At 58.9% G+C, this 22,853-nt stretch carries 20 protein-coding genes and 1 tRNA gene; 11 read left to right on the top strand and 10 right to left on the bottom strand.

Features of this window, described 5'->3' with window-relative positions:
• Positions 1-5 precede the first annotated feature (5 nt).
• Both ACE3PP_RS15330 and ACE3PP_RS15325 read right to left on the bottom strand, forming a co-directional pair.
• Entirely contained in the window at positions 6-1,682 is a 1,677-nt protein-coding gene (locus ACE3PP_RS15330; RefSeq protein ID WP_374383816.1) for a hypothetical protein, read from the bottom strand.
• Positions 1,683-1,697: 15 nt separating this feature from the next.
• The gene (locus ACE3PP_RS15325; RefSeq protein ID WP_374383814.1) at positions 1,698-3,011 is read right to left on the bottom strand and encodes a class I SAM-dependent DNA methyltransferase; all 1,314 of its coding nucleotides are present in this window, start codon (positions 3,009-3,011) and stop codon (positions 1,698-1,700) included.
• 114 nt (positions 3,012-3,125) lie between these two features.
• On the opposite strand from ACE3PP_RS15325, the gene ACE3PP_RS15320 reads away from it, so the two are divergent.
• Positions 3,126-3,923 carry a pyrroline-5-carboxylate reductase family protein gene (locus ACE3PP_RS15320; protein WP_374383813.1) on the top strand — a complete coding sequence of 266 codons (798 nt, stop codon included), beginning with the start codon at positions 3,126-3,128 and terminating at the stop codon, positions 3,921-3,923.
• Between the two features lie 255 nt (positions 3,924-4,178).
• On the opposite strand, the gene rpoH is transcribed toward ACE3PP_RS15320, so the two are convergent.
• Both rpoH and ACE3PP_RS15310 read right to left on the bottom strand, forming a co-directional pair.
• Positions 4,179-5,072 (bottom strand): RNA polymerase sigma factor RpoH, encoded by an 894-nt coding sequence (gene rpoH / locus ACE3PP_RS15315; protein WP_374383811.1) that lies wholly within the window; start codon positions 5,070-5,072, stop codon positions 4,179-4,181.
• A gap of 196 nt (positions 5,073-5,268) precedes the next feature.
• A complete protein-coding gene (locus ACE3PP_RS15310; protein WP_374383809.1) occupies positions 5,269-6,240 on the bottom strand; it encodes an RluA family pseudouridine synthase in 972 nt (323 codons plus the stop codon).
• A 10-nt stretch (positions 6,241-6,250) separates the two neighbouring features.
• On the opposite strand from ACE3PP_RS15310, the gene ACE3PP_RS15305 reads away from it, so the two are divergent.
• The 3 genes from ACE3PP_RS15305 to ACE3PP_RS15295 all read left to right on the top strand — a co-directional run bounded on the left by ACE3PP_RS15305 (position 6,251) and on the right by ACE3PP_RS15295 (position 7,792).
• On the top strand, positions 6,251-6,559 hold the full coding sequence (locus tag ACE3PP_RS15305) for a DUF6476 family protein (RefSeq protein ID WP_374383807.1): 309 nt from the start codon (positions 6,251-6,253) through the stop codon (positions 6,557-6,559).
• On the top strand, positions 6,556-7,599 hold the full coding sequence (locus tag ACE3PP_RS15300) for a low specificity L-threonine aldolase (protein ID WP_374383805.1): 1,044 nt from the start codon (positions 6,556-6,558) through the stop codon (positions 7,597-7,599). Before ACE3PP_RS15305 ends, ACE3PP_RS15300 begins: the two co-directional genes overlap by 4 nt.
• Before the next feature lie 117 nt (positions 7,600-7,716).
• Positions 7,717-7,792, top strand: a tRNA-Glu gene (locus ACE3PP_RS15295).
• On the opposite strand, the gene ACE3PP_RS15290 is transcribed toward ACE3PP_RS15295, so the two are convergent.
• Entirely contained in the window at positions 7,752-9,377 is a 1,626-nt protein-coding gene (locus ACE3PP_RS15290) for a recombinase family protein (RefSeq protein ID WP_374383960.1), read from the bottom strand. The genes ACE3PP_RS15295 and ACE3PP_RS15290 overlap by 41 nt on opposite strands.
• A 536-nt stretch (positions 9,378-9,913) precedes the next feature.
• On the opposite strand from ACE3PP_RS15290, the gene ACE3PP_RS15285 reads away from it, so the two are divergent.
• Positions 9,914-10,909, top strand: a complete 996-nt coding sequence (locus ACE3PP_RS15285; protein ID WP_374383803.1) for a hypothetical protein — start codon at positions 9,914-9,916, stop codon at positions 10,907-10,909.
• 110 nt (positions 10,910-11,019) lie between these two features.
• Here the strand turns inward: ACE3PP_RS15285 and ACE3PP_RS15280 are convergent, their stop codons facing one another.
• The 4 genes from ACE3PP_RS15280 to ACE3PP_RS15265 form a co-directional block, all read right to left on the bottom strand.
• Positions 11,020-11,346 (bottom strand): hypothetical protein, encoded by a 327-nt coding sequence (locus tag ACE3PP_RS15280; protein ID WP_374383801.1) that lies wholly within the window; start codon positions 11,344-11,346, stop codon positions 11,020-11,022.
• Between the two features lie 106 nt (positions 11,347-11,452).
• The gene (locus ACE3PP_RS15275) at positions 11,453-12,013 is read right to left on the bottom strand and encodes a recombinase family protein (RefSeq protein WP_374383799.1); all 561 of its coding nucleotides are present in this window, start codon (positions 12,011-12,013) and stop codon (positions 11,453-11,455) included.
• A gap of 1,300 nt (positions 12,014-13,313) precedes the next feature.
• Entirely contained in the window at positions 13,314-13,643 is a 330-nt protein-coding gene (locus ACE3PP_RS15270; protein WP_374383797.1) for a hypothetical protein, read from the bottom strand.
• A 300-nt stretch (positions 13,644-13,943) separates the two neighbouring features.
• Entirely contained in the window at positions 13,944-15,809 is a 1,866-nt protein-coding gene (locus ACE3PP_RS15265) for a sigma-54-dependent Fis family transcriptional regulator (protein WP_374383795.1), read from the bottom strand.
• Between the two features lie 232 nt (positions 15,810-16,041).
• On the opposite strand from ACE3PP_RS15265, the gene ACE3PP_RS15260 reads away from it, so the two are divergent.
• From ACE3PP_RS15260 to ACE3PP_RS15235, 6 genes are read left to right on the top strand one after another with little or no spacing between them, the layout of a single operon-like run.
• Positions 16,042-17,094, top strand: a complete 1,053-nt coding sequence (locus tag ACE3PP_RS15260; protein WP_374383793.1) for an NAD(P)-dependent alcohol dehydrogenase — start codon at positions 16,042-16,044, stop codon at positions 17,092-17,094.
• 48 nt (positions 17,095-17,142) lie between these two features.
• Entirely contained in the window at positions 17,143-18,705 is a 1,563-nt protein-coding gene (locus tag ACE3PP_RS15255; RefSeq protein WP_374383791.1) for an ABC transporter substrate-binding protein, read from the top strand.
• Between the two features lie 58 nt (positions 18,706-18,763).
• Entirely contained in the window at positions 18,764-19,645 is an 882-nt protein-coding gene (locus ACE3PP_RS15250; protein WP_374383789.1) for a carbohydrate ABC transporter permease, read from the top strand.
• Positions 19,645-20,487, top strand: a complete 843-nt coding sequence (locus tag ACE3PP_RS15245) for a carbohydrate ABC transporter permease (RefSeq protein WP_374383787.1) — start codon at positions 19,645-19,647, stop codon at positions 20,485-20,487. Before ACE3PP_RS15250 ends, ACE3PP_RS15245 begins: the two co-directional genes overlap by 1 nt.
• 13 nt (positions 20,488-20,500) lie before the next feature.
• The gene (locus tag ACE3PP_RS15240) at positions 20,501-21,571 is read left to right on the top strand and encodes an ABC transporter ATP-binding protein (RefSeq protein WP_374383785.1); all 1,071 of its coding nucleotides are present in this window, start codon (positions 20,501-20,503) and stop codon (positions 21,569-21,571) included.
• Positions 21,564-22,634 (top strand): ABC transporter ATP-binding protein, encoded by a 1,071-nt coding sequence (locus ACE3PP_RS15235; RefSeq protein ID WP_374383783.1) that lies wholly within the window; start codon positions 21,564-21,566, stop codon positions 22,632-22,634. Before ACE3PP_RS15240 ends, ACE3PP_RS15235 begins: the two co-directional genes overlap by 8 nt.
• A gap of 10 nt (positions 22,635-22,644) precedes the next feature.
• Here ACE3PP_RS15235 and ACE3PP_RS15230 read toward each other — a convergent pair whose 3' ends face one another.
• Positions 22,645-22,851, bottom strand: a complete 207-nt coding sequence (locus ACE3PP_RS15230; protein ID WP_374383781.1) for a hypothetical protein — start codon at positions 22,849-22,851, stop codon at positions 22,645-22,647.
• Between the last annotated feature and the right edge of the window lie 2 nt (positions 22,852-22,853).

The following is a 22,853-nucleotide window of genomic DNA, read 5'->3' as shown; positions in this document are numbered from 1 at the left end:
CGCGATCACGACAGAAATTCATCAAGTGTGATAGCTACTTTTTGAATTATGCCTCCAGCTCGAATGGGGCCGACATAACTTGCTTGTTGCAGGTCGGCGGATGCATTTTGTGAAGCAAAAACATGTCCAATCGTTCGAATTTTAGTGTCCGCGTGGACTCTCTTTATAAGCGCGCTGCTGATGCCCGGTACCTTTTCCAACGGTAGTTTCATGCAGTTTTCAAAAAGAGAAGATGCGACTAACTCCGCCCCACACTCGTGGCAATAGCGTTGTGATTCATTGATTCTCGCCGTCCCGCACTTTTGACAAGGCGGCAGATCAAGGTGCATTTCATCTGCCCGAAGCAAAGATGCCATATTGCGCCGAATGGGATGCTTCGCAGGCGCTTTCTGCATATAGCTTGCAACGTCTTTAAAGGAAGATGCGCGTCCCTGGCGAAACAATCCTTGAAGATAAAGAAATGCCAAATGTGGAATGTATCGGTCGTATTTTCTACTAGGTCCGTGTGACACTGCCTGGAGAGGGAACAGCATGCCGACTTCGATCAGAAACTTTAACATACGTTCCACGAGTGGAGTTCGGTCAGCGTCTTGCTGCAGGCCGAATATGATATTCCGATGACCAGTATCTTTAATATGGGCAGAAACCACAGCTGAAACTACGTGATCAAAAAACTTACGCCCCGTCGCGACTAACGAAGAGAATTGCCTAAGCTTAATGCCCAATGAGTCGAACTCCGCACCAACCAACTCTGCATGCCGTTCAACAATCTTGTTGATTTTCTGCTGAGAGGACCCAGCGCTACTATCGAGATACTCCCGCAGCAGTCTCAAATATGCTCTTGGTATACCGAATGATACGTACTTAAACATCTCCAATAGATCGTCGTTGATGCTAATCAGTTCATTCGACGTGAGGCGGCGATTGCCAATGTCACCCATTATCTTTGTATATTCACTGTCCTCAATTGAGAGCCAAAGAGGAATCTCTTCGGCTTCATGGGAGGCATGAAAGGTGGGGCCATATTGTGTGGAGCCAGGATAAACGGAGGCTTTCGGCGATATGGTCTCAGTTTTAAGCAGTCGAAACACATCAAAGAAAGCAATGAGATATTGAGATGTCAGGCTAAGTGCGGCGTCATCCAGAAGCAGGATCGCGCGCTTGCGCCCAAACTGTTTGCAAAGATGATCAATAGCAGCAATGACGTGCGAAATCGTAAGTTCGCGGCCATAGGTGTCGTATGCCGTCTTGCCCGATCCGCGTTCCAGTAAGGAGACGAGTTCAGAGAGTCTTTGCTGGTTGTATACCTCGCCCAAGGAAGAAAGGGCGCTCTCTTCGGCTGTGGAGTCATTCAGAAAGTCAAAGCAACTTAGGAGCAATTTTGCTAGCACCCACGAGTGAAAACGCTCTTTAGCGTCGGGGGCGGTTGTGAGCAATGGCTCCAGATTTAGATACCTATTGAAACTCGCATAAAGAGCGAGAGGTGCATCGCTATTGCGAATGGCATGTGAATATGTGAAGCGCATTAAATGCGTCTTGCCAGTCCCGCGCGGACCGATAAGAAGCTTGGCTCCAGGGGCCAAGAGCTTCTTTCGAGCTCTCCTAAATATCTCGCCATCTGCCAACGAACTATCAATTGCTTCCAATGACAGTTGGTCTGCGCGCTCCTCGAAATCGCTCATCTCATTTCCTTCTGCTTAGGGCGACTTCTTTTCGCTCGCTTTTGTTGCTCGAAGCACAGGAAAGTGCTCAAGTTCTCGCTTTGGAAGCTGTTGTGCGCTGACTCCATACGCCTTTGACTCAATCCACTTTCTCCCGCGATCACTACTCAATTGCGCTAGAATTGTCCGACGCAACGCCCTCGGAACCTCAATTCTGTAAAGGCAATCGCTCAGCGCGGGATTGCCCGCTTTGACCCCTACCACCTTCGTTGCAAGGTTCCGTCCAACTCTCGCAATGAGAATATCTCCAGCCTTGGCCCGAATAACACTTTTGCCATTAAAGAGCGAGTTGGCATCGCTAGAGTAGCCTGAAAAGTCACGCCAGCTTCCCATGTCTTTTATACTTAGGTCGCGGGTGTGAAGAACTGGGAAATCAGCACGCTTGACTGCGGCGCTAGTCAACGAGCCTCGTTGTATGGTTTTGCAAATATCTGAGAGTTGTAGGCTAGCAGATTTCGCTCTGCATACTTGGAGTTCGGCAGAATGAAAGAAGTAATCTAAACGGAGTGCTGCCCTGTCTTGATCTACGCAAAGCGTTTTCATTGACGAGCTATCTGTTTCTAACGCAGCGACAACAATTGGTCTGTTGTTTGGTGTGGATTTTGAGATAACCAGTATATGGGCCAGCGCATCTGTCCGATGAAACGATCTGCGAGGCAAACGTACGCATTTGACTATTGTGTATTTTCTCAGCAGCTGCTTGCGGAATTCATAGTGTCGAGCAGAAGACACAAGCGTATCTGGAACAATAATGCCCAGAGTTCCATTCGTCTTTAACAGTCGCAAGTTCTGAGCAAGAAATATTAAAGCGGCGTCAACAGTTGAGAGCATCACTGAGGTCGGCGCGAGGCCTACATCCTCTAGAATCTCTCCAAACCCCTTTCGCCACTTTTTGACAATAAATGGAGGGTTGCAGACTGCGGCATCAATTGGTTGAGCGTTTTGAATTAACGTTGGCAACCGACAGTCTAATGCATCTGCCTCGATGTGATTGTGATCTATCTGCCTGATGTTGTGGAATGCACTCTTCAAGAACGACGACGCATCCCTATCAATGTCGACAGTTAAAAGGTTCTCCACGTTCCATTGATTGATTGCTGCGTGTGAGAGATGCCCGGATCCTGCCCCAAGATCCAGCAGTCTTCTCGGGCGAATTTTTGCCATCTGCTGTACCAGCTGATTGCTGATCTCTCGTTTCGTATAGTATCGCCCTAGGCTATCCGTCGTTCCGCTGTGTTCAGGCGCGTAGTCTGTTTGATGAAGCATGTCATCCCCACATTTGCCATTCATGTTAACTAAGATCGATGCTGGGGAAAGGCAATTCTTATAGTAACAGACGAGCTGAGTTCATTAAAGACCATTAATGGTAGATAACCCAACTTTAACCTGCTCCGGGCGAATCTTATGCACATCACCAAACATCTTGGCATCATCGGCGGCAATGGCTGGCTCGGCAACGCGATGGCGCTTGCAGCTGTCGAGCGTGGTCTGGTCTCGGCTGGACAAGTGACGCTCTCCAGCCGGTCGGGATCGCGCGGGGCGGATCCGATCGCGGGGGCCACTTGGACGCGGGACAATGCCGCGTTGGCGTCGCGGGCCGATATCATCGTGCTCTCCGTGCGGCCGCAGCAATTCCCGGAGGTCGAGATCGATGCCTCCGGCAAGCTTGTCGTCTCGGTGATGGCGGGGGTCTCGGCGGCGACGATTGCGGCGCGGACGGGCGCATCGCGCATCGTGCGCGCGATGCCGAATGCGGCGATGGAGATCCGCAAATCCTTCACGCCCTGGTATGCGACGCCCACTGTCTCGGCGGAGGAGAAGGCGACCCTCCAGGTGCTGTTCGATGCGTGCGGTGAGGGGGCTGAGGTCGCCGAGGAATGGCATGTCGATTATTGCGCGGGGCTCACCGGGTCGGGGGCCGCTTTCCCGGCGCTGCTGGCGCAGGCGATGATCGCGCATGCGGTGGCACAGGGCCTGCCGCCGGATTTCGCTGCGCGCGCGGCGAAGAGTGTCGTGGCGGAGGCGAGCCAGTTGCTCGGCGGGCCATCTGGCGACCCGGCCCAGATGATCGCATCGATGATCGGCTATCAGGGGACGACGGCGGCGGCACTCGAGACCATGCAGGCGCAAGGCTTCATGGAGGCGGTCGCCGCCGGGCTCGACGCGGCGCTCGCCAAGGGGCGGAAGATGGCGGCGGGGTGATTGAGGGGCAAGAGGCGGCCTTCAACTCGGCTAGCGCCGACACCCCCACCCTGACCCTCCCCCTGAAGGGAGAGGGAATTTGACCGAGTTCGATGAAGCGTTGGTGCGAGACCCGCTCTGATCCCCTCGCCCTTCAGGGGGAGGGCCCGCCGACGAATGTCGGCATGCGCCGACAGGGGTGGGGGCGCTCCGCCCCATAAGAAAAAGGCGAGCCTTGCGGGCTCGCCTTTTGTCGTTCGGGATGTTGCGGCGGCGTTAGGCCATGTCGCCGATCAGCTTTTCGTCGATCGCCTGCTTGCGGATCGAGCGTTGCAGCTTGTCGAAGGCGCGCACTTCGATCTGGCGCACGCGTTCGCGGCTGATGCCGAATTCGGTCGAGAGATCCTCGAGCGTCGTCGGTTCATCCTTCAAGCGGCGCTCGACCAGGATCTTGCGCTCACGCGGCGTCAAGCTAAGCATCGCCTTGTCGAGAAGCTTCTTGCGGCGGCCGAACTCCTGATCGTCGGCGACGCGGGTCTCCTGGCTCTCGGTCTCGTCGACCAGCCAATCCTGCCACTCGCCTTCGCCGTCGATGCGCAAGGGTGCGTTCAAGGAATGATCCGGCGCCATCATGCGGCGGTTCATGTCGACCACGTCGGTCTCGCTGACATTGAGACGCGTCGCGATCTCCTTGACGTTCTCAGGCGTCATGTCGCCTTCTTCCAGCGCCTTGATCTGGCCTTTGACGCGGCGGAGGTTGAAGAACAACTTCTTCTGCGAAGCGGTCGTGCCGATCTTCACCAGCGACCAGCTGTGCAGGATGTATTCCTGGATGGCGGCGCGGATCCACCACATCGCATAGGTGGCGAGGCGGAAGCCCTTATCCGGGTCGAAGCGCTTGACCGCCTGCATGAGGCCGACATTGCCCTCCGAGATGACTTCGGACATGGGCAGGCCATAGCCGCGATAGCCCATCGCGATCTTCGCCACGAGGCGCAGATGGCTCGTCACCATGCGGTGGGCAGCCTGCGGGTCCTGATGCTCCTGCCAGCGCTTGGCCAGCATGAACTCCTCGCCGGGCTCCAGCATCGGAAACTTGCGGATCTCCGACAGGTAGCGACCGAGGCTGTTCTCACCAACAAGGGCCGGAAGGGTGTTCGTCGTTGCCATCTTTTCCCCAATCTTTCTGCCGCCGGTCTTTCCCTTGATTGACCGGCTTGCTCTCCAATCCTGGCCACCGATCGTGACCACTTTAAGGCAGAAACCTGCCTAAAGCTTGACCAAGAGAGTCGGCTATCGTCTTAGTTAAGATAGGTTAACAAAGCGGATCTTCAAGTCCCGCTGAATTCCTAAACGGATCAAGCAGTTACTTGGTTCCGAGGATCCGGATCAACTCCCGCATATCGGCGGGAATTTCCGACTCCCACTCCATATACGCACCGGATCGCGGATGGTTTACACCGAGGAGGGCGGCATGGAGCGCCTGGCGCGGGAAGGCCTTGGCGGCCTCGCGCGCGGCATCCGAGACCTGGGCCCGCCGCGCCGTTGTGGCGCGGCCATAAACCGGATCGCCGATGAGCGGGTGGCCGATATGGGTCATGTGGACGCGGATCTGGTGCGTGCGGCCCGTCTCCAGCCGGCATTCGACCAAGGCGGCGCCCAGGCCAAAAGAGAGTTCGACCAGGTAATGGGTGATCGCTTCCTTGCCGTTGCGGGAGACCACGGCCATTTTCTGGCGGTGCGTCGGATGGCGGCCGATCAGCGTTTCGATGGTGCCGGCCTTGGGGGCGGGCAGGCCCCAGACCAGGCATTTATAGGCACGCTGGATGTCGTGGGCCGCAAAGGCTTCGGAGAGGGCGTGGTGCGCCGCATCGTTCTTGGCGGCGATGATGAGGCCGCTCGTATCCTTGTCGATCCGGTGGACGATGCCGGGGCGCTTCACCCCGCCGATCCCCGAAAGGCTGTCGCCGCAATGGGCGATGAGGGCGTTGACCAGGGTGCCGTCGGCATTCCCCGGCGCCGGATGGACCACCATGCCGGCCGGCTTGTCGACCACGATGATGTCGGCATCCTCATAGACGATGTCGAGCGGGATCGCCTGGCCCTCTGGCTCGGGCGGGGTGGCGTCCGGCACATCGAGCCGGTAGATCTCGCCCGGTTTGACCCTGAACGAGGGCTCGTCTATCGTCGCGCCGCTTGCCGCCGCAACGAGATTTCCGGCCTCGATCAAGGCCTTGAGGCGCGAGCGGGACATGTCCGGCAAGAGGGTTGCGAGCGCCCGGTCGAGGCGTTCGCCGGCCGCTTCCGCCGGTATGCTGAGCTCTAATCTGTGGGTCATTGGGTGCCGCATGAATGATGTGACGACGGAAGTACCCCGCCAGATGCGGTTTCTCAAGGCATTGGTGATTTTCTTTGCCCTGGTCCTCGTCGCGGCGGCCCTGTTCCTGGTCTATGTCGGCACCACGCGGATGGGGAGATCGGGCTTCGATTTGGCCAGCCTGCCGGTGCCGGATGGCTGCCGCGTCGAGCAGATGGCGGCGGAAGGGGACCGATTGATCCTCTCGATCGGCGGGCGGGACGATTGCCGCCGGGTGCTGATCGCGGATATGAAGACGGGGCGGCTCATCGGCCAATTCGAGTTGAAGGCACATCCATGAATTTCTGCAGCGACAATGTGGCGGGCGTTGCGCCCGAGATCCTGGCGGCCATCGGCCGCGCCAATGAAGGGACGATGTCCTCCTATGGCGGCGACGAGATCACGGCGCGGGTCGAGAAGCGCCTTGCTGAGATTTTCGAACGCCAGGTCTGGGCCTTTCCGGTCTCGACCGGGACGGCCGCCAATGCGTTGGCGCTGGCGACACTGACGCCCCCCTATGGCGCCGTCTATTGCCACCCGGAAGCGCATGTCATGGTCGATGAATGCGGTGCACCGGAATTCTATACCGGCGGTGCCAAGATCGTGCCTATCGCGGGCGAGGGTGGCAAGATTGTGGCGAAGGATGTGGCCGCGGCGCTCGACAATGCGCGCGCGGGCGATGTGCATCACGTACAGCCGGCGGCGGTGAGCCTCACCCAAGCCAGCGAATGCGGCACGGCCTACACCGTTGGCGAGGTGAGTGCCATCGCCGAGATCGCGCGGCGCCACAAGGTGAAGCTGCATATGGACGGCGCGCGCTTTGCCAATGCCGTGGCGCATCTCAAGGTGACGCCTGCCGACATCACCTGGAAGGCCGGCGTCGACGTGCTCTCCTTCGGCGCCACCAAGAACGGGGCGCTCGCGGCCGAGGCGGTCGTCTTCTTCGACGCGGCGCTTGCCGAAAGCTTTGCGTTCCGCCGCAAGCGCGCTGGGCATCTCATCTCGAAGATGCGCTTCGTCTCGGCGCAGCTCGATGCCTATCTCGAAGGCGATCTGTGGCTGAAGCTCGCCGCCCACGCCAACGCCCAGGCGCAGAAGCTGGTCAATGGCCTCAAGGCCGTGCCCGGCGTCCATCTCCTCTATCCGGTCGAAGCCAACGAGATCTTCGTGCGGCTGCCGCTCGAGACTGTGGCTGGCCTCCGCGCCGCCGGGTTCCAGTTCTACGACTGGCCGGGGGCGGCGCCGGGCACCATCCGCCTGGTAACCAGCTTCGCCACCAAGCCGCAGGACGTTGACGCCTTCATCGCCAAGGCCGCATCACTTGCCAAGGCGGCCAGCTGAGGCCGGCTCGACGGGAGAAAAGCGTTGCAGGTGAAGGTGTTAAATGACGCTTGATTGCCGCGCGCCAATCCTCTAAGAGTTCGCCCGCGCCGCGCATCTGCCCGCGGCCCATCTAGGGTCCCCATCGTCTAGTGGCCTAGGACACCAGCCTCTCACGTTGGTAACACGGGTTCAAATCCCGTTGGGGACGCCACCGACATCACTAGTTCCGGTTTGGCTTTGTTCTTGCCTTGTACGAGGGCCGACAGAGCAGACACCTGGCTCACTATCTCAGCTTCCAGCCCACGCTTGCCGGCAGTGGGATGCAAAACGATCTGGTCGATAAGACCCCGGAGGAGGGTGGCGGCCTCAGTCCGCTCGCTCGGTGCCGTCAGAGCCTCGCGCAGGCGGTCCAGGCGCGCGCGATAGAAGTCAGCCAAGTTGGGGTGTAGCTCCAACACGCCGTCCGTTGGAGCCATTGCCGCTTCGGTTCTGATTTCCTCGCGACGCTTTTCCAGCTGGACAAGTTTGAGGCGCATGGCCGGGGTGTCGATGCCATCGGCAATAGCGGCCACCAATCGTTCAATCTGCGCCGATGTTTCGCGCTCAACCTTTGCGGTGGAGGCGCGGCGCCGTTTCGCATCGGCGGAAATAGCGCGTGCCTGGCTTTCATACTCGTCAATGAAGGCCGCGATGGCCTCCGGCCGCATCAGGTCCTCGGACAACCCCGAAAGAATTTCATTTTCAAGGCGCGAAGCTTTGATGCGCCGTCCGTTCGAGCAGTCACCACCTTCCCTGCGGCGACGGCAACCCAGATATTCGGCGTCCACCATGATGTAAGTGCTCCCGCAGCACCCACAAGTGACGAGACCGGAAAGTAGATGTTTCGGGCGCCGCTGGCGGCCGGGGTTTTCCGAGCCACAACGTCGCAACACCAAATGGCGCTGCACCTTCTGCCACAGCTCGTCACTAATTATCCGGAGTGAAGGAACCTCTTGCGTCTCCCATTCGGATTCTGGATTGGTGACGGCGGTCCGTGAGCCGGTATCCGGGTCTATCCGGAAACCCTGGCGATTGTAGACGATGCGACCGATGTAGATCGGGTTGTGCAAAAGGCCGTTGAGGCGCTTCCTTTGCCCGGTGATGGTGGACGCGTTCCACTGCCGGCCCCGAGGGCTAGGGATGCTGTCAGCATTGAGCGCTCCTGCAATAGCTCGGGGAGACATCCCGGCCGCGTATTGCTCGTAAATGCGCACGACCACTGCCGCTTGCTCCGGGTCGACCTCACGGAGACCCCTTACCGGCTCGTTCTTTTCATCGAACCGGGGCACCACCCGGTACCCGTAGACGAGGCCACCAGGAGCGCGACCCGCTTTGACGCGGCCACTCTGGCCACGACGGACACGCATTCCCAGATCTTTCAGGAAGAGCGCATTCATCGTCCCTTTGAAGCCGATATGCATCGGGCTGATTTCGCCCTCCGCCAAGGTAAGGACGGTGACACCCGCGTGAGCAAGCCGCTTATAGATAGCGGCGATATCCTCCTGGTCGCGGCTGAGCCTATCCAGCGCTTCGGCGATCACGATATCGATCCGGCCTGCCTTGGCGTCTTTCAGCATTCGGGCAATCTCGGGACGTCCAAGCAGGCGCGCTCCGGAAATCGCCGCGTCACTGTAGACATCAACCACCTCCGCGCCGATTTCGGACGCTCGCCGACGGCAAAGACGCACTTGGTCTTCAATGGAAGTCGGCGATTGGAGGTCGCTACTGTACCGCGCGTAGATCGCTGCCCGCTTCATTTACGTTCTCGTTGTCATTGGTGATTGCGCTCTGCATTTGGTCGATATCCAGCGGAGCGGGTATATATCTTGCGGTCGCCGCCTGGCGCCCCAACAAGCGCGCGATGGCCACGATGTTGGGGTGCAGCATCACTGCCGGCGAAAAAGCTTGTGTAATGGCTTCTCTCTACATTCTGGTTAGGGGGTGCTGGGTTCTCTCGGTGCGAGCAGGGAACATCGTTCGCGGCAGGCAACGCCCTATTATCCTGACAGAGGCGGGCACCAATCCCCAATAGCAGATTTCAAAATAAATTTTGAAATGCGCTCTTGGCGTCGGCGTTTATGGCGGCTAGCCTTTCAAGGCGACAAAGGTCAGTTCGGCCAAGTTTGATCAGGGCCTTTCAGGATTTCGAACGCCAGAACGGGCATATTGTTGGACTTTGGCCGTGCTGAAAAAGGCGAAGGCGCATCTTGGTATGTGTAGCGTAGCTACCGTATCATGTGCCTAGCATCCCTAGGCGAAGGCTAGGAGAGGCAGCAAACATCAAAAGGATTGAATGGACCAAGAGGTTGGGGCTACCGGTACGCCGGGAGCTAACGCGCGGGGACCCGAGTGCCGCGCTCAGAACGCAAAACGGGCGCGAACAAGAACCAGCGACAGCGAACTTTCCCTTATCGAGCGCGGACCACTAGCGGGATTTCCCCGCAAACCTCCGAAGAACGCGCGGGAATATCTGACCGAACAGCAAATCCTTAATATCGGGAACGCCTTTCGGTTCTCGGAACAGCTTCCGGCAGGCTATCGCCTCACACTTGGGCTGACGATCATTATGGCGAACGTGCCGAGCCGCGAGGATATCGGCCATCACCTTGAACCGTCCAAGTACAGAGCCATGCTCACTTCAATCCTTCAAGCCATCGCCAAGATCGCGGCGCGGAAGGGGATTGACCTGTCGTACCTTTACGTTTGGGAAGCCAGCAAGAAGATGGGTGAACATGTCCACATCATGCTGAACCTGCCAATCACCATGATCGGGCGCGTGCGGGCACTCCTGAGGGACCATTATGGCCTGACGGAGAAGAGCGGCTTTCAGTTTTCCCGTGGAGGCTGGAAGAACAGCTCCGCGACCGACACGGGCCACGGCATGCTGACGCCGGGGATGCGATCCGGTTTCATTAAATACGTTTGCAAGGGATATGACCCATCCGCGTTTCGATATTACGGCGCCGATCAGCAGTATTTCGGCCATCTTTTGGGCCTGAGGTACAAGAAGGCCGGCGTCGTGAGCGGAAAGCGCTGCGGGACGAGTGAGAATCTGGGTCAAAAGGCGAGAAAGCTCGCAGGATGGACCGAGATCACTGATCTTGGAGAGCTTGGTAGCTTGCTGCACCAATACAATGACACTTCCGACGGGGCTGGAAAGCCTTTTGGGCGCAAAAAGGATGCTCGGCGGGGTGTTGCAGGAAGAAGGGCGCAGGCCGCTCCTAGGCGGTCAGGAAAGCGGTCAGCGGTCACTGCTGAGCTTCCGGCAGAGCACCATTTGGAGCATTAAAGGAAGACGAGTGTTTGAGCGAGGGGACAGCGAGCCTGTGGCCAGCTGCCCCCTCGACGCCGCCAAAATCACGGTTGGTTTAGGGGTAGTATAACTGACCTAAATGCATCCTATTCGAATGGGTCCGGCTCGGTTTCTGGATAGCTTGGGCGGTCGCGAGATAGGTCGCTTACTCGGTTATGCCCGAGCAGCAGATACACGGTATCGACACTGTTATGCAGCCGATCGCGGATAACAGTGGCTTCCATGACGGAGAAGAACTCGGCGCCGCGTTGGTAAGCGAGGTACATCGCTGCCGTCGCGATGAGCGAGCAATGCCACTCCGCATCGAAATGGACGCCAGCCTTGGCTTCCGCGTCGTCAAACAAACGGGTCAAAGAATCGTAATAGCCGGCCACCGAGGCGGCGCCTTGGCGGAGATCTTCGATTGTTTTCATGGTCAACCTCTGGACGTGCAAGAGCATGCCGGAGCGGCACGCTATCCGAGGTTGGGTGATGGGTGGGTCTGTCTCGGCGCCATCTAGGAGCAGCTAGTCCTGGCTGTCAACCGGAGGCCGGTCCCAGCAAGCGGTAGATAGAAGGCTTTGAGAGGCCGTAGGAGGCCATCAGGTCACGAATTAGCTCTCCACCCGCGCGCCGGGCCTTTAACTCGGCCACCTGATCATCCGTTAGGGTGCGTTGACGCCCGAAAGCCACCCCACGCTCCTTGGCCTTCGCAATCCCTTCTAGCTGCCGCTCTTTGCGGATATCTGCTTCGAATTCAGCGATCAGCGCCAACAGACCAACCATGAGCTTTCCGTGCTTCGTTGTGGTGTCTAGCTCCCTCTGGTCAAGGCAGCGGAAGCCCACACCTTTGTCTTTCAGGCGGGCAAGGATTGCGTAGAAGTCCGATGTCGAACGGGCGAGCCGGTCTAGCTTGGTCACCAACAGCACGTCGCCATCTCGAACGTAATCGAGGCATTTGCTAAGTTCGACGCGCTTGCCATCGAGGCCAGATTTCTTCTCGGCGTAGATGTTCTCCGCGCCAGCGGCTTTCAGCATGTCCTGCTGTACGGTCAGAGTTTGACCAGTCGTGGACACACGGGCGTATCCGATAATTGGCATGACTCATATCCTTTTAAATGATGTGAGACGCGCACAATAAGACATTATTTGAGACACTACAACCGCTACGTGTCAGAAGGTATAAAATTCGAGACTGTTGAGCGATGTGAACGAATCTATCGATATCGAAGATGTTTCAGCCGACGGAATTGGTAGTTTGACGGCGTCCTAGCCCGGTGAGGCCAATCAATGGCAAACATCTTCTATGCCCTAATTCTCTTCTCGCCCTACGTGCTGGGTCCTTGGATCCTAGTCGAGGGCCTAGTTCGCTTGCTGGCAGGAAGGTGGATGGGGTGGGGATGGAGGCTATGTGTCTTGGCTCTGAGCGTCCTCGCCATGCCGTTTACAGCGATCGCATATCTGATTGCTATAGATGCCAAGTGGTAAGTACCAATGGCAGGTTCTGCTCCCGAGCGAGCCGCCTTGTCGCGGCAGCGTAGTTATTGGTCCTTCAAACCTTCGGTAGCCTTCGCGCGAAGTTATCCGACTGGTGGGTACTATTGTAGATTCCGCTCTGCATTTTCCAAGAGGGGGGGAGAGGGGGTAAACGCGGTCGCCTATAAAAGAGTCCATGCATACGATTTCGCGCGGGCAGCGCAAATTTTTCTAAAAATTCTAGTGTCGATCACCAGCGCAACTTAGAGTAAACGCGTCTATCAGCTGTCGCAAAGTGACCGGCACCCAACGGGCGACGATCTCAGATCCTTCGCAGGGTGCGCCACCGGATATAGAGGCGAGGAGTCAGTTATCGCGATCTTGCCAGAGAAGAAAATATGTTGGTTGTGACTTGCCGCTGAAAAAATCCACCAAACTGGATTTGATTGCCAAAAATTCTCTGCAACAAAAAGTATGCAGCTGAGATGAACTATAACATGAGACATGCCCTCAAGATTCTTGGGCTGTTCGTATTCTCAGAGAGGCTCGCATGTCATCATATTAAGTTCTTTGGCTTCGGAAGTAGAGTCCCCGCCGTCAATTTTGCGCGCCCCTCCTCCCAGTGGATAGCAGCTAATGACATGCCTGAAGACGCGAGGATAAGAGTTGGGATCTGGACAGCCGAGGTATTGCTTTCTCATTTCCTTCTGTAGGGTAAAAACAACCTTAGGCACTTCGATCTTAGTCGATATTATATCGTAGAATTCCTTAAGCGAATTGCTGTTGTTCTGTCGCATTCTCCAGAGTACGTGCGATTTCATTTGAAATAAGTCCCAATATGCTAAGTTCTCCTCAGGACATTTCTCTCCATCGCTTGGCTCTTTGTTACCGCACCCGTAAAAATGTGGGCTTTGCCAAAACCTCACTAGCTGAGTTGCGAGTTGTACTTCGTCGCATGCGAATGAAATGGATGGCTCGCAAGCCTGTTGACGTTTTGAACGTTACGCACCCCAAGCAGAGCGAGCGGCGATCCGCCGATTGCACCAGCGTGGTGACTTTTGTCGAACGGCACCGGCAATGCGGGCACTTTAGGAGTGAGGAGGCCAGCGCGCTGTTTGACCATCGCCAGAAGCTCAGCGCGGTCGTCGGGTGAAAGCTGACCGTTGCAAGCCAATCGGCGCAGTGCGTCACGCTGCCAATCCGGCAGCTTTTGGGACCAGGCGACAATGTCGTCAATCGGTAGCGTAGAAGACATTTGCCCGCCCCAGAATAAAGTTAACGGACTATGTCATTTCCGCGCCAATAAATCCATAGGTTGCGCGACCTTCATTTGACTGCGCGCATTCGCTGCTCTTGGGTTCCTGTATTGTTCTGACCTGGAATTTGCTGCGTGGGGGGAGCATGCCGGAAGTTCGAGAGCCGTAGTCAATGCTACAGCTTGATCCGAATGGTCGTCTTTGGCATTCGGTGATATCGCTTATATCCCTTTGGGGACGCCACTTCCTCCCAGAATCAGTCGCCGCCCACCGCGATCACACGGCTTCAGCCACGCGCCTTAATTCGTGCGCAGGTGTTTGTAGATCGTGGTGCGGGAGACGTTGAGGATGCGGGCGGCTTCGGCGATGTTGGCGCCAGTCATTTCGTAGGTGTCGCGGATTTGCTGGCAGCGCTGGCTCTTGAGTGCGTGGCCGGCGCAGTCGGGGCAGACGTCCTGGTGCGGGGCGAGGTCGGCGAGGACGGTGGTTTCGTCGAGATAGTTGGAGCCCGATTGCACGACGGCGCGGTTGAGCGCCGCATTGAGTTCGCGGACATTGCCGGGCCAGGGCAGCAGGCGCAGCCGTTCGATTGCGGCGTCGGTGATCGCGATCTCCGGTGAGATCTGGTGCAAGAGATGATGGACAATGGCCGCGAAGTCGCCGCGCTGGCGCAAGGGCGGCAGCTTTATCTCGACGCCGTTCAGCCGGTAGAAAAGGTCGGCGCGGAACTGGCGCTGGGCCACCATCTCGCGCAGGTTGCGGTTGGTCGCCGAGACGATCTGGACATCAACCTTCTGTACCGTATGGCCGCCCACCGGGCGGACTTCCATGTGATCGAGGAAGCGCAGCAGCGAGGTTTGCGCGGCGAGTGGAATATCGGCCACCTCGTCGAGGAAGAGGGTGCCGCCATGCGCCTGGCGGGCGAGCCCGATCGCCCCTTCGGCCCGAGCATTAGTGAAGGCACCACGCTCGTGGCCAAACAATTCGGCGATGAAGAGTGATTCACTGATCGCGCCGCAATTGACGGCGACGAACGCACCCTTGCGGCCGCTCAACGTGTGGACATGGCGGGCCATCAATTCCTTGCCCGTGCCGGTTTCTCCGGCGATATGGACGGGCGTGCGCCGGGCGATGGAGCCGGGCAGGGTGGCTACTTGCCGGCGCAGCGCCGGATCATCAAGGACGAAACCAACATCGTCACTGGCCGGCACGGTTTCCGCGACTTGGCGGCGCTGGCCGAAGGCCTGCACCCCGCCATTGCGGGCGCCGATCTGGCGGCAGACCATGAAGACGGTGGAACCGGAGCGATCGCGCAGGCGGATGGTGCCGCCGCGCAGCAGACTGTCGACCGCCGTGCCGAGCTTGGCGTCGAACAATTCTTCGAAACCCGTGCCGACATGGGCGCTGAGTCCGGCGAGGAGGGCCTGGCTCGGCCGATTGAGCGACCGGATCACCCCATCCCGCGACAGGGCCAGAAGACCGGCTGAGAGCGTATCGAGATATTCGATGCGGGGGTGAAAGGCGGCGATGAGCAGGTTCGATTGCTGTTGGTAGATGAGGCTGTTTTCGATCTGCGCCGCCGCCATGCGGACCAGCGCATGGGTGTGCTGCTGGCGCGCATCATTGGCACAGGAGGCATCGAGCAAGCCCACGATCTCGCCCGTTGAATCCAGTATCGGCGCCGCCATGCAGCTGAGATGGCTGTGGTTCGTGAAGAAATGCTCGCGGCCGTAGATGGCGATGGGCGCGCGTTCCAGCAAGGTGAGGCCGAGGGCGTTGGTGCCGCGGTTGCATTCGCGCCAGATGCTGCCGGGAATGATGGAGCGGCCGGCATCGCTTTCGGCGAATTGGTGATCGCTGATCGTATCGAGGACGACACCATCGGCATCGCCGAACGCGATCATGAAATTGGAGCCGGCGATCTGCGAGTGAAGGAGCTGCATTTCGGCAATGGCCATGCGGCGCAGCAGCGCGTTCCGTTCGCGCCGGTCGCGGAGGTCGTCGGCGGCGATGACAATGCCCTCGGGCTCGCGGCGCGGGTCGAGCCCCTGGTCCACGCAGCGTTCCCAGCTGCGCGCCACCTGATCGGTCAGAACCCCGTTTGGAAAACGCTTTCCCTGCTCGAGCGCACTGCGCGCACGCTCGATCCCCGACATGATCGCCATCGTCCCTCCCAGGACTTTTTCTGGCTCTTTATGGCGACAGGATCGGCGGAAAGCGTTCCTGGCGCAATATTCAGAATCTGAACACTTGTCCTGTTCGACTGTTCAGATCCTGGTCGCATGAGACGCTCTAAAAGACGGCCATCCATTTGATTTTGCGTTGATTTATCGGATGGCACGGACCGTGCTGTTGAGCCTCCGCCAAATTCCCGTCGAGGGGATCAAGGAGGAGCAAATGAAGGCACAGGTTCTTAGGGCGTATGACGACAAGCTGACGGCGCCCAACTGGGTGAGCTACGAAGACGTGGCTGATCCCAAGCTGGTCAAGTCAACCGACGTCATCGTCCGCATCGGCGGCGCGGGTGTCTGCCGCACCGATCTGCACATCATCGAGGGCGTCTGGCGCCCGCACATGGACCCCAACGGCGACAAGCTGCTGCCGCTGATCATGGGACATGAGAATGCCGGCTGGGTCGAGGAAGTCGGCAAGGAAGTCGAAGGCATCAAGAAGGGCGATCCGGTGATCGTCCATCCGAAGATCTCGAACGGGACGTGCCTTGCCTGCCGGCGCGGCCACGACATGCACGGCCCGGGCAAGTTTCCGGGCCTCGACAGCAATGGTGGCTATGCCGAGTATTTGGCGACGTCGGAGCGGAACATCATCCCGTTGCCGCGGAGCCTGGCGCCCAAGGATGTCGCCCCTTACGCCGACGCGGGCCTTACCGCCTATCGCGCGGTCAAGAAGGCGGCCCAGCAACTGCTGCCCGGCGAACGCTGCGTCATCATCGGCGCCGGCGGCCTCGGCCATATCGGCATCCAGTGCATGCGGGCGATGTGCGCTGCCGACATCATCGTGGTCGACCTTTCGGATGCGTCGCTGCAACTCGCCAAGAAGTGCGGCGCCGATCATCTGGTGAAGGCGGACGGCAATGAAGTCGAAGCCGTGCTGGCGCTCACCGAAGGAAAGGGTGCCGAGGCGGTGCTCGATTTCGTCGGCGAGAAGGGGACGACCAGCAAGGGTCTCGCCATGACCCGGCCGATGGGCAGCTATTACGTCATTGGCTATGGCGAGGATATCCGCGTACCGACCGTCGACATGGTCATCACCGAACGCAACATCATCGGCAATCTGGTGGGGACCTGGGCCGAGCTCACCGAGCTGATGGCGCTCGCCGATCGCGGTCTCGTTGAGCTGGCGACCGCCGAATACAAGCTCGCCGATGCCAACAAAGCACTGCAGGACCTGCATCACGGCCGCATCCACGGCCGCGCCGTTCTTATTCCCTGAGGGCGGTCCGATCCATCAACGATAAGAAGTGAAACGAGGAGGAACGATATGAGGAAGTTTGCTCGACTGCTGTCGACAACCTGCGCACTTGCCTTGCTGACCGGCCAGGTGGTGCCCGCTGTCGCGGACGATATCGACTATACCGCCTATGGCGATTACGGCGCCTATGGCAAGGCAACCGATGTGCCCGGTGCCTGCTCCTATGCCGATATCGACAAAAAGGACTATTCGGGCCGCAGCCTGAAGATCATCACCCACGCCGTGCCGGTGATCGGCGAGCCCACCGACCTGCACGCCAAGCAGTTCGCCGCCCTCACCGGGGCCAAAGTGGATGTCGTCCACGTGCCCTTCGGCGATCTCTACCAGCGGATCATGATCCCGTTCCAGACGCATCAGGCGGCCTATGACGTGATGTTCTATGCCTCGCTGTGGATCGGCGATCTGCATAACTTCCTGGCGCCGGTGCCGGATGCCTACAAGCAGGTAAGCGGCCTCAAGGACGTCACGAAGAACTACCAGGACGTCGCAACCTGGGGCAGCGAGATGGTGCAGTACCCGATGGATGGCGACCGCCACTATCTGAAGTACCGTTCTGACGTGTTTGCGAATCCGGACTTTCAGGCCAAGTTCAAGAAGGATACCGGCAAGGATCTGGCGGTGCCCACGACCTGGGAAGAATATAACACGGTCGCGAAGTATTTCTCGGGTTGGGACTGGGCCGGCGACGGCAAGGATCATTTCGGTTCCGCCGAAGTGACCAAGCGCGACGATCTGATGTTCTCGGCCTTCATCAGCCGCGTCGCCGCCTATGCGAAGAACCCCAACGTCAAGGGCGGCTTCTTCTTCGACCTCGCGACGATGGAACCGCAGGTCAATAATCCGGGCTGGGTGAAGGGCTTGGAGATGTTCATCGACGCGCAGAAGAGCTTCCCGCCGGGAGGTGCCAATTTCGGCCTCGGCGACGAGATCTTCTCCTTCGGTGGCGGCCAGACCCTGATGAGCTACAGCTGGGACGATGCCTTCATCCAAGCGCAGGAGGCCAAGAGCCCGATCCGCAACAAAGTGATGGCGGCCGAACTGCCGGGTGCCAACGAGGTCTGGAACCGCACGACCCAGACATGGGATCACTTCGACCAGCCGAACCGCCCGCCCTACATCACCTGGGGCTGGACCTCGGCGGTGAACAAGGAGTCGAAGAACCAGGACATCGCCTTCGACTTCCTGTGCTTCTTCTCCAACGAAGCGAACGCCAACCTCGATCTCCAGATCGGCCGGTTCGGCGTGAACCCCTATCGTAACGCGCATTTTGATCCGAAGTTCTGGCAGGAAAAGCTGGGCTGGGATGAGAAGGTGGCGGCGACCTATGTCGAGACCTTGTCTGGCATGGATAAGAGCAACAACCGCGTCTTCGATCTGCGCGTGCCCGGCGTCAACCAGTTCATGTCGACGCTCGCCAACGGGGTCGCGGAGGCTATGGCGGGGCAGAAGTCGGCCCAGGAAGCCTTGGACGGCGTTGCCGCCAAATGGCGCGAAATCGTCGAGAAGATCGGCAAGGACAAGGTGCGCGAGGCATATGCCAACGTCGTCGCCCTTGAAGACGCTGGTCGGTAATTGACACGGGCCGGGCACGATCCATGTGCCCGGCCCGATTACCTTGCATGGTGACGTTATGACCGGTGCCTGGTTTCGCGGTTACAAGCTGGCCTTTCTGCTGCCTGGTTTGCTGGTGCTGCTATCCATCATTCTATTCCCACTGCTTTTCACGATCCGCGTCAGCCTCTCCGGCTGGGATGCGATCACGCCTGAGCTGAACTTCGTCGGCTGGCGCAATTACGGCAATGTGCTGGCGGATACGCGCTATTGGGAAGCACTGACGCGCCTCGGCCTGATGGCGGTAGGCACCGTGCTGCTTGAATATCTGCTGGGGCTCGGCATGGCCTTGCTGGTCTGGCGCGATGTCGTCGCCCAGCGCTTCTTCCGCGTGCTGTTCCTAATGCCGATGATGACGACGCCAGTCATCATGTCCGTTGTCTGGCGCACCATCTTCCATGAATCGCTGGGACCGGCCAATGATTTGTTCGCGCTCGTCGGCTTGGGGCCATTTGCCTGGCTGACCTCCAGCAGTCTTGCCGTCGTCAGCATCATGGTGGTGGAGATCTGGCAATGGACGCCGTTCATCTTCTTGCTGCTGCTGGCGGGCCTTCTCAGTCTGCCGCGCGAACCGTTCCTGGCGGCGGCTATTGACGGTGCCGGACCGATCCGCACCTTTTTCAACGTCACGCTGCCCATGCTGCTGCCGGTTTCGGTCGGCGCCATCATCATCCGATTGATCGAAGCGTCGAAATTGATGGAAACGGTCTATGTGCTGACGTCGGGCGGGCCTGGAACCGCGACAGAGACGACCGGCTACTACATCTATATCCGGGGCCTGCGTGATTTCGAGATCGGCTATGCCTCGGCCCTCTCCATCACCTATCTCGTGACCATGATCGCGACACTGACGATCGTGACCAAGCTGCTGGTGCGCTTCGTCCTGGAAGGACGCAAATAATGCCTGCTCTCTATCGCACGCTGAAATATGCCGCCATCTTCGCTTGGTCGGCCTTCGTCGTCGCACCCTTCTTATGGGCGCTCACCACCAGTTTCAAGACGGCCAACGGTGTAACGGGTGGCCCGACCTATATTCCCTGGCTGCAATACGAACCGTCGACGGAAGGCTGGCGCAACCTGTTCGGCGGCGCTGGCGGCATCGATGTGGTCGGCCCCTATTGGGACAGTGTGATCGTCACCTTCGGCGCTAGCGCCATCAGCCTCATTCTCGGCACGCTGGCTGCCTATGGCTTGTCGCGCTTCCAGTATCGCTGGGGCTTCGTACGGAACGGCGATCTCACCTTCTTCTTCATTTCGCAGCGCATCATGCCGCCCATTGTGCTGGCCATTCCGTTCTTCCTGATGCTGCAATTCCTCAACCTGCTGGATTCGAAGATCGGGCTGATCATCGTCTATGTCGCACTCCTTATGCCGATTGCCGTCTGGGTGCTTATCGACTTTTTCAACAACATTCCCCGCGCGATCGACGAGATGGCCATGCTGGACGGCTGCACGCCCTTCGGCGCCTTCTTCAGGGTGGTGCTACCGAACAGCCTTCCCGGCCTGGTCGTCGCGGGCATGTTCTGCGTGATTTTCGGGTGGAACGATTTCTTCTTCGCCTTCACGCTGACCTTTACCGATACGCAGATCCTGCCGGTGGCGGTTGTGGCGCTGAATTCTTCTGTGACACCCTGGTGGAGCCTTTCGGCCTCGGCATTGATTTCGGTGGCTCCGCTGGTCCTCATCGCGTTCCTTGTCGAACGATATCTGTCACGCGGCAGCCTCGCCGGCGCCATTCGCTGAGGGGGCCGAAATCATGTCGCTGGAAATATCGAACCTCAACATCGTCGAAGATGGTCAACCTTTCGTCAGCGATCTTTCGGCGAATTTTCCGCGCGGTCGCCTGACGACGGTGCTGGGGCGGACCCTTGCCGGCAAGACGACTTTGCTGCGCAGCATCGCCGGACTGCAGACGGCGGATGCGGGTCATATCACGCTGGACGGGAAGCGGCTCGACAGCCTGCCCGTTTGGGAACGGGACACGGCGATGGTCTATCAGCAATTCATCAACTATCCACATCTGACCGTCTTCGAGAATGTCGCCTTTCCCTTGCGCCGGGCAAAGGTGCCGGTGGGGGAGATTTGGCCGCGTGTGACGGCCGCCTTGGCGAAAGTCGGCTTGGCCGAGTTTTCCGACCGCAGGCCGTCGCAGCTGTCCGGTGGGCAGCAGCAGCGCGTTGCCTTGGCACGCGCGCTGGTCCGACGCAGCACGATCCTGCTGCTCGATGAGCCGCTCGCCAATCTGGATTACAAGCTACGTGAACAGCTACGTGACGAGTTCCGCAACCTATTTGCCGACCAGCGGGATGCGATCATCGTCTATGCGACCACGGAACCGGCCGAGGCGATCATGCTGGGTGATCAGATCGTGGTCATGCATGAGGGGCGCATTCTGCAAGCCGGAACACCGCAAGAGATCTATGCGCGGCCGGCGACCATTGAAGTGGCGCGGTTGGTCGATGATCCGCCGATGAACATTCTGCCGGCACGGCTTGCCCGCGGGCGGCTGCAGATCGCAGCGGATTTCGACTTGGCAACAGCGCCCGGCATGGTTGGGCTGAAGGAGGGGCCCTATCAGGTCGGTATCCGGGCCCAGGACGTAACGCTCTGTTCGGAAGGCGGTATCGGGGTAACGCTGGCTTTTTCGGAGATCTCCGGTTCCGAGACGTTTCTTTACGTCGACAGCGCGTTCGGGGAATTGTCCGTGCAGTTGAAGGGCATTCACGATCTGGTGCTGGGAACGAATTTGCGTGTTCGTTTCCGACCCGAGCATCTCATTCTCTTTTCCGAAGACGGCAAGCTGGTGATGGGGGCGAATCATGGCTGACATTGCGCTGGTCGGTATCGGGCATCGCTATGGCCAGCGGCCCTACGCGCTGGAGCCGTTGGACGTGACTTTCCAGCAAGGGCGCACCTATGCGCTGTTGGGGCCGTCGGGTTGTGGCAAGACGACGATGCTCAACATCGTTTCGGGCCTGTTGCGGCCGAGCGATGGACGGATCCTGATCGATGGACGTGACATGACCGACGTGAAGACGGCGGCGCGCAATATCGCCCAGGTCTTCCAGTTTCCCGTTATCTACAGTGCGAAAAGTGTGGCCGACAATCTGGCCTTTCCCTTGATCTGCCGGCGCTGGCCAACGGCGAAGGTACGGGCGCGGGTCGAGGAGATCGCCGCGTTGCTGGGACTGGACCCGATCTTGGGCAAGCGCGCACGTAACCTGACGGCGGACCAGAAGCAGCTGATCTCGCTTGGTCGCGGCCTGGTGCGCGACGATGTGGCGGCGTTGCTGATGGATGAGCCGCTTACCGTGATCGATCCGCAGAGCAAATTCGCCCTACGCCGCAAGATCAAGGCAGTGATCGAGCAGGCGCGACTCACGGTCGTCTATGTGACGCACGACCAGAATGAGGCCATGACCTTTGCCCATGAGGTTCTGGTGATGAAGAATGGCACCGTCGTGCAACAAGGAACGCCGGACGAATTGTTTGAGCGACCCAAGACGACCTATGTCGGTTACTTCATCGGTTCGCCGGCGATGAATTTCCTGGATCTGGTGTTGAAACCGGATGGGCTGTGGATTGAGGGAACAAAGACGGTTCTGCCCATTTCGGAACGGGCGGGGTTGACCGGTCGCAAACTGCAGCTGGGGATCCGCCCGGAGCACCTGTCACTTGCGGGTGCAACAGAGCAGCCGCTGGTCACCGGGCCGATTGTCACCCAGCAGGATTGCGGCAGCAGCCGCATCGCCCTCGTTCAGGTTGGTGAAACGATCGTTCGCGTGAAGGTGGGACGAGACGATGTCCTGCCCGAGGGCATGGCAGCCTTGTCGGCACCACGTGACAAATGGTGCCTCTATGCCGACGGTGCCCTGGTAGGCGGTACGTGACCTAACTTGCTCAGGACGTGATCGTCGGCGCCAGTTCGCCGCGCAACCCGGCGCGGTAGCCCTGTTCCCATTCCTCACCGAAGACATCCGGTGTCTTGGGCGGCATGCTGCGGGGCGCGTCGGAGGCGCTTTCGTGCCGGACGCGATCGCCGGCCTCATATCCGTGGGCGAACGCCTGGGTGGGCGACAAGGGTGACGTGGTGTTGAAGCGCGTCATGG

It is taken from the genome of Dongia sp. (assembly GCF_041910485.1).
GTDB lineage: Bacteria > Pseudomonadota > Alphaproteobacteria > Dongiales > Dongiaceae > Dongia.
The sequence above is the reverse complement of the archived record's forward strand: the minus strand, read 5'-3'. Positions and strand labels throughout refer to the sequence as shown.

What these genes read in the sequence shown, in the direction of transcription:
- ACE3PP_RS15305 (WP_374383807.1), top strand. Translation starts at nt 6,251, where the DNA reads ATGAATGATGTGACGACGGAAGTACCCCGCCAGATGCGGTTTCTCAAG.
- ACE3PP_RS15260 (WP_374383793.1), top strand. Translation starts at nt 16,042, where the DNA reads ATGAAGGCACAGGTTCTTAGGGCGTATGACGACAAGCTGACGGCGCCC.
- ACE3PP_RS15240 (WP_374383785.1), top strand. Translation starts at nt 20,501, where the DNA reads ATGTCGCTGGAAATATCGAACCTCAACATCGTCGAAGATGGTCAACCT.
- ACE3PP_RS15280 (WP_374383801.1), bottom strand. Translation starts at nt 11,346, where the DNA reads ATGAAAACAATCGAAGATCTCCGCCAAGGCGCCGCCTCGGTGGCCGGC.
- ACE3PP_RS15325 (WP_374383814.1), bottom strand. Translation starts at nt 3,011, where the DNA reads ATGAATGGCAAATGTGGGGATGACATGCTTCATCAAACAGACTACGCG.
- ACE3PP_RS15265 (WP_374383795.1), bottom strand. Translation starts at nt 15,809, where the DNA reads ATGGCGATCATGTCGGGGATCGAGCGTGCGCGCAGTGCGCTCGAGCAG.
- rpoH (WP_374383811.1), bottom strand. Translation starts at nt 5,072, where the DNA reads ATGGCAACGACGAACACCCTTCCGGCCCTTGTTGGTGAGAACAGCCTC.
- ACE3PP_RS15245 (WP_374383787.1), top strand. Translation starts at nt 19,645, where the DNA reads ATGCCTGCTCTCTATCGCACGCTGAAATATGCCGCCATCTTCGCTTGG.
- ACE3PP_RS15250 (WP_374383789.1), top strand. Translation starts at nt 18,764, where the DNA reads ATGACCGGTGCCTGGTTTCGCGGTTACAAGCTGGCCTTTCTGCTGCCT.
- ACE3PP_RS15320 (WP_374383813.1), top strand. Translation starts at nt 3,126, where the DNA reads ATGCACATCACCAAACATCTTGGCATCATCGGCGGCAATGGCTGGCTC.
- ACE3PP_RS15255 (WP_374383791.1), top strand. Translation starts at nt 17,143, where the DNA reads ATGAGGAAGTTTGCTCGACTGCTGTCGACAACCTGCGCACTTGCCTTG.
- ACE3PP_RS15330 (WP_374383816.1), bottom strand. Translation starts at nt 1,682, where the DNA reads ATGAGCGATTTCGAGGAGCGCGCAGACCAACTGTCATTGGAAGCAATT.
- ACE3PP_RS15300 (WP_374383805.1), top strand. Translation starts at nt 6,556, where the DNA reads ATGAATTTCTGCAGCGACAATGTGGCGGGCGTTGCGCCCGAGATCCTG.
- ACE3PP_RS15275 (WP_374383799.1), bottom strand. Translation starts at nt 12,013, where the DNA reads ATGCCAATTATCGGATACGCCCGTGTGTCCACGACTGGTCAAACTCTG.
- ACE3PP_RS15270 (WP_374383797.1), bottom strand. Translation starts at nt 13,643, where the DNA reads ATGTCTTCTACGCTACCGATTGACGACATTGTCGCCTGGTCCCAAAAG.
- ACE3PP_RS15310 (WP_374383809.1), bottom strand. Translation starts at nt 6,240, where the DNA reads ATGACCCACAGATTAGAGCTCAGCATACCGGCGGAAGCGGCCGGCGAA.
- ACE3PP_RS15285 (WP_374383803.1), top strand. Translation starts at nt 9,914, where the DNA reads ATGGACCAAGAGGTTGGGGCTACCGGTACGCCGGGAGCTAACGCGCGG.
- ACE3PP_RS15230 (WP_374383781.1), bottom strand. Translation starts at nt 22,851, where the DNA reads ATGACGCGCTTCAACACCACGTCACCCTTGTCGCCCACCCAGGCGTTC.
- ACE3PP_RS15235 (WP_374383783.1), top strand. Translation starts at nt 21,564, where the DNA reads ATGGCTGACATTGCGCTGGTCGGTATCGGGCATCGCTATGGCCAGCGG.
- ACE3PP_RS15290 (WP_374383960.1), bottom strand. Translation starts at nt 9,377, where the DNA reads ATGAAGCGGGCAGCGATCTACGCGCGGTACAGTAGCGACCTCCAATCG.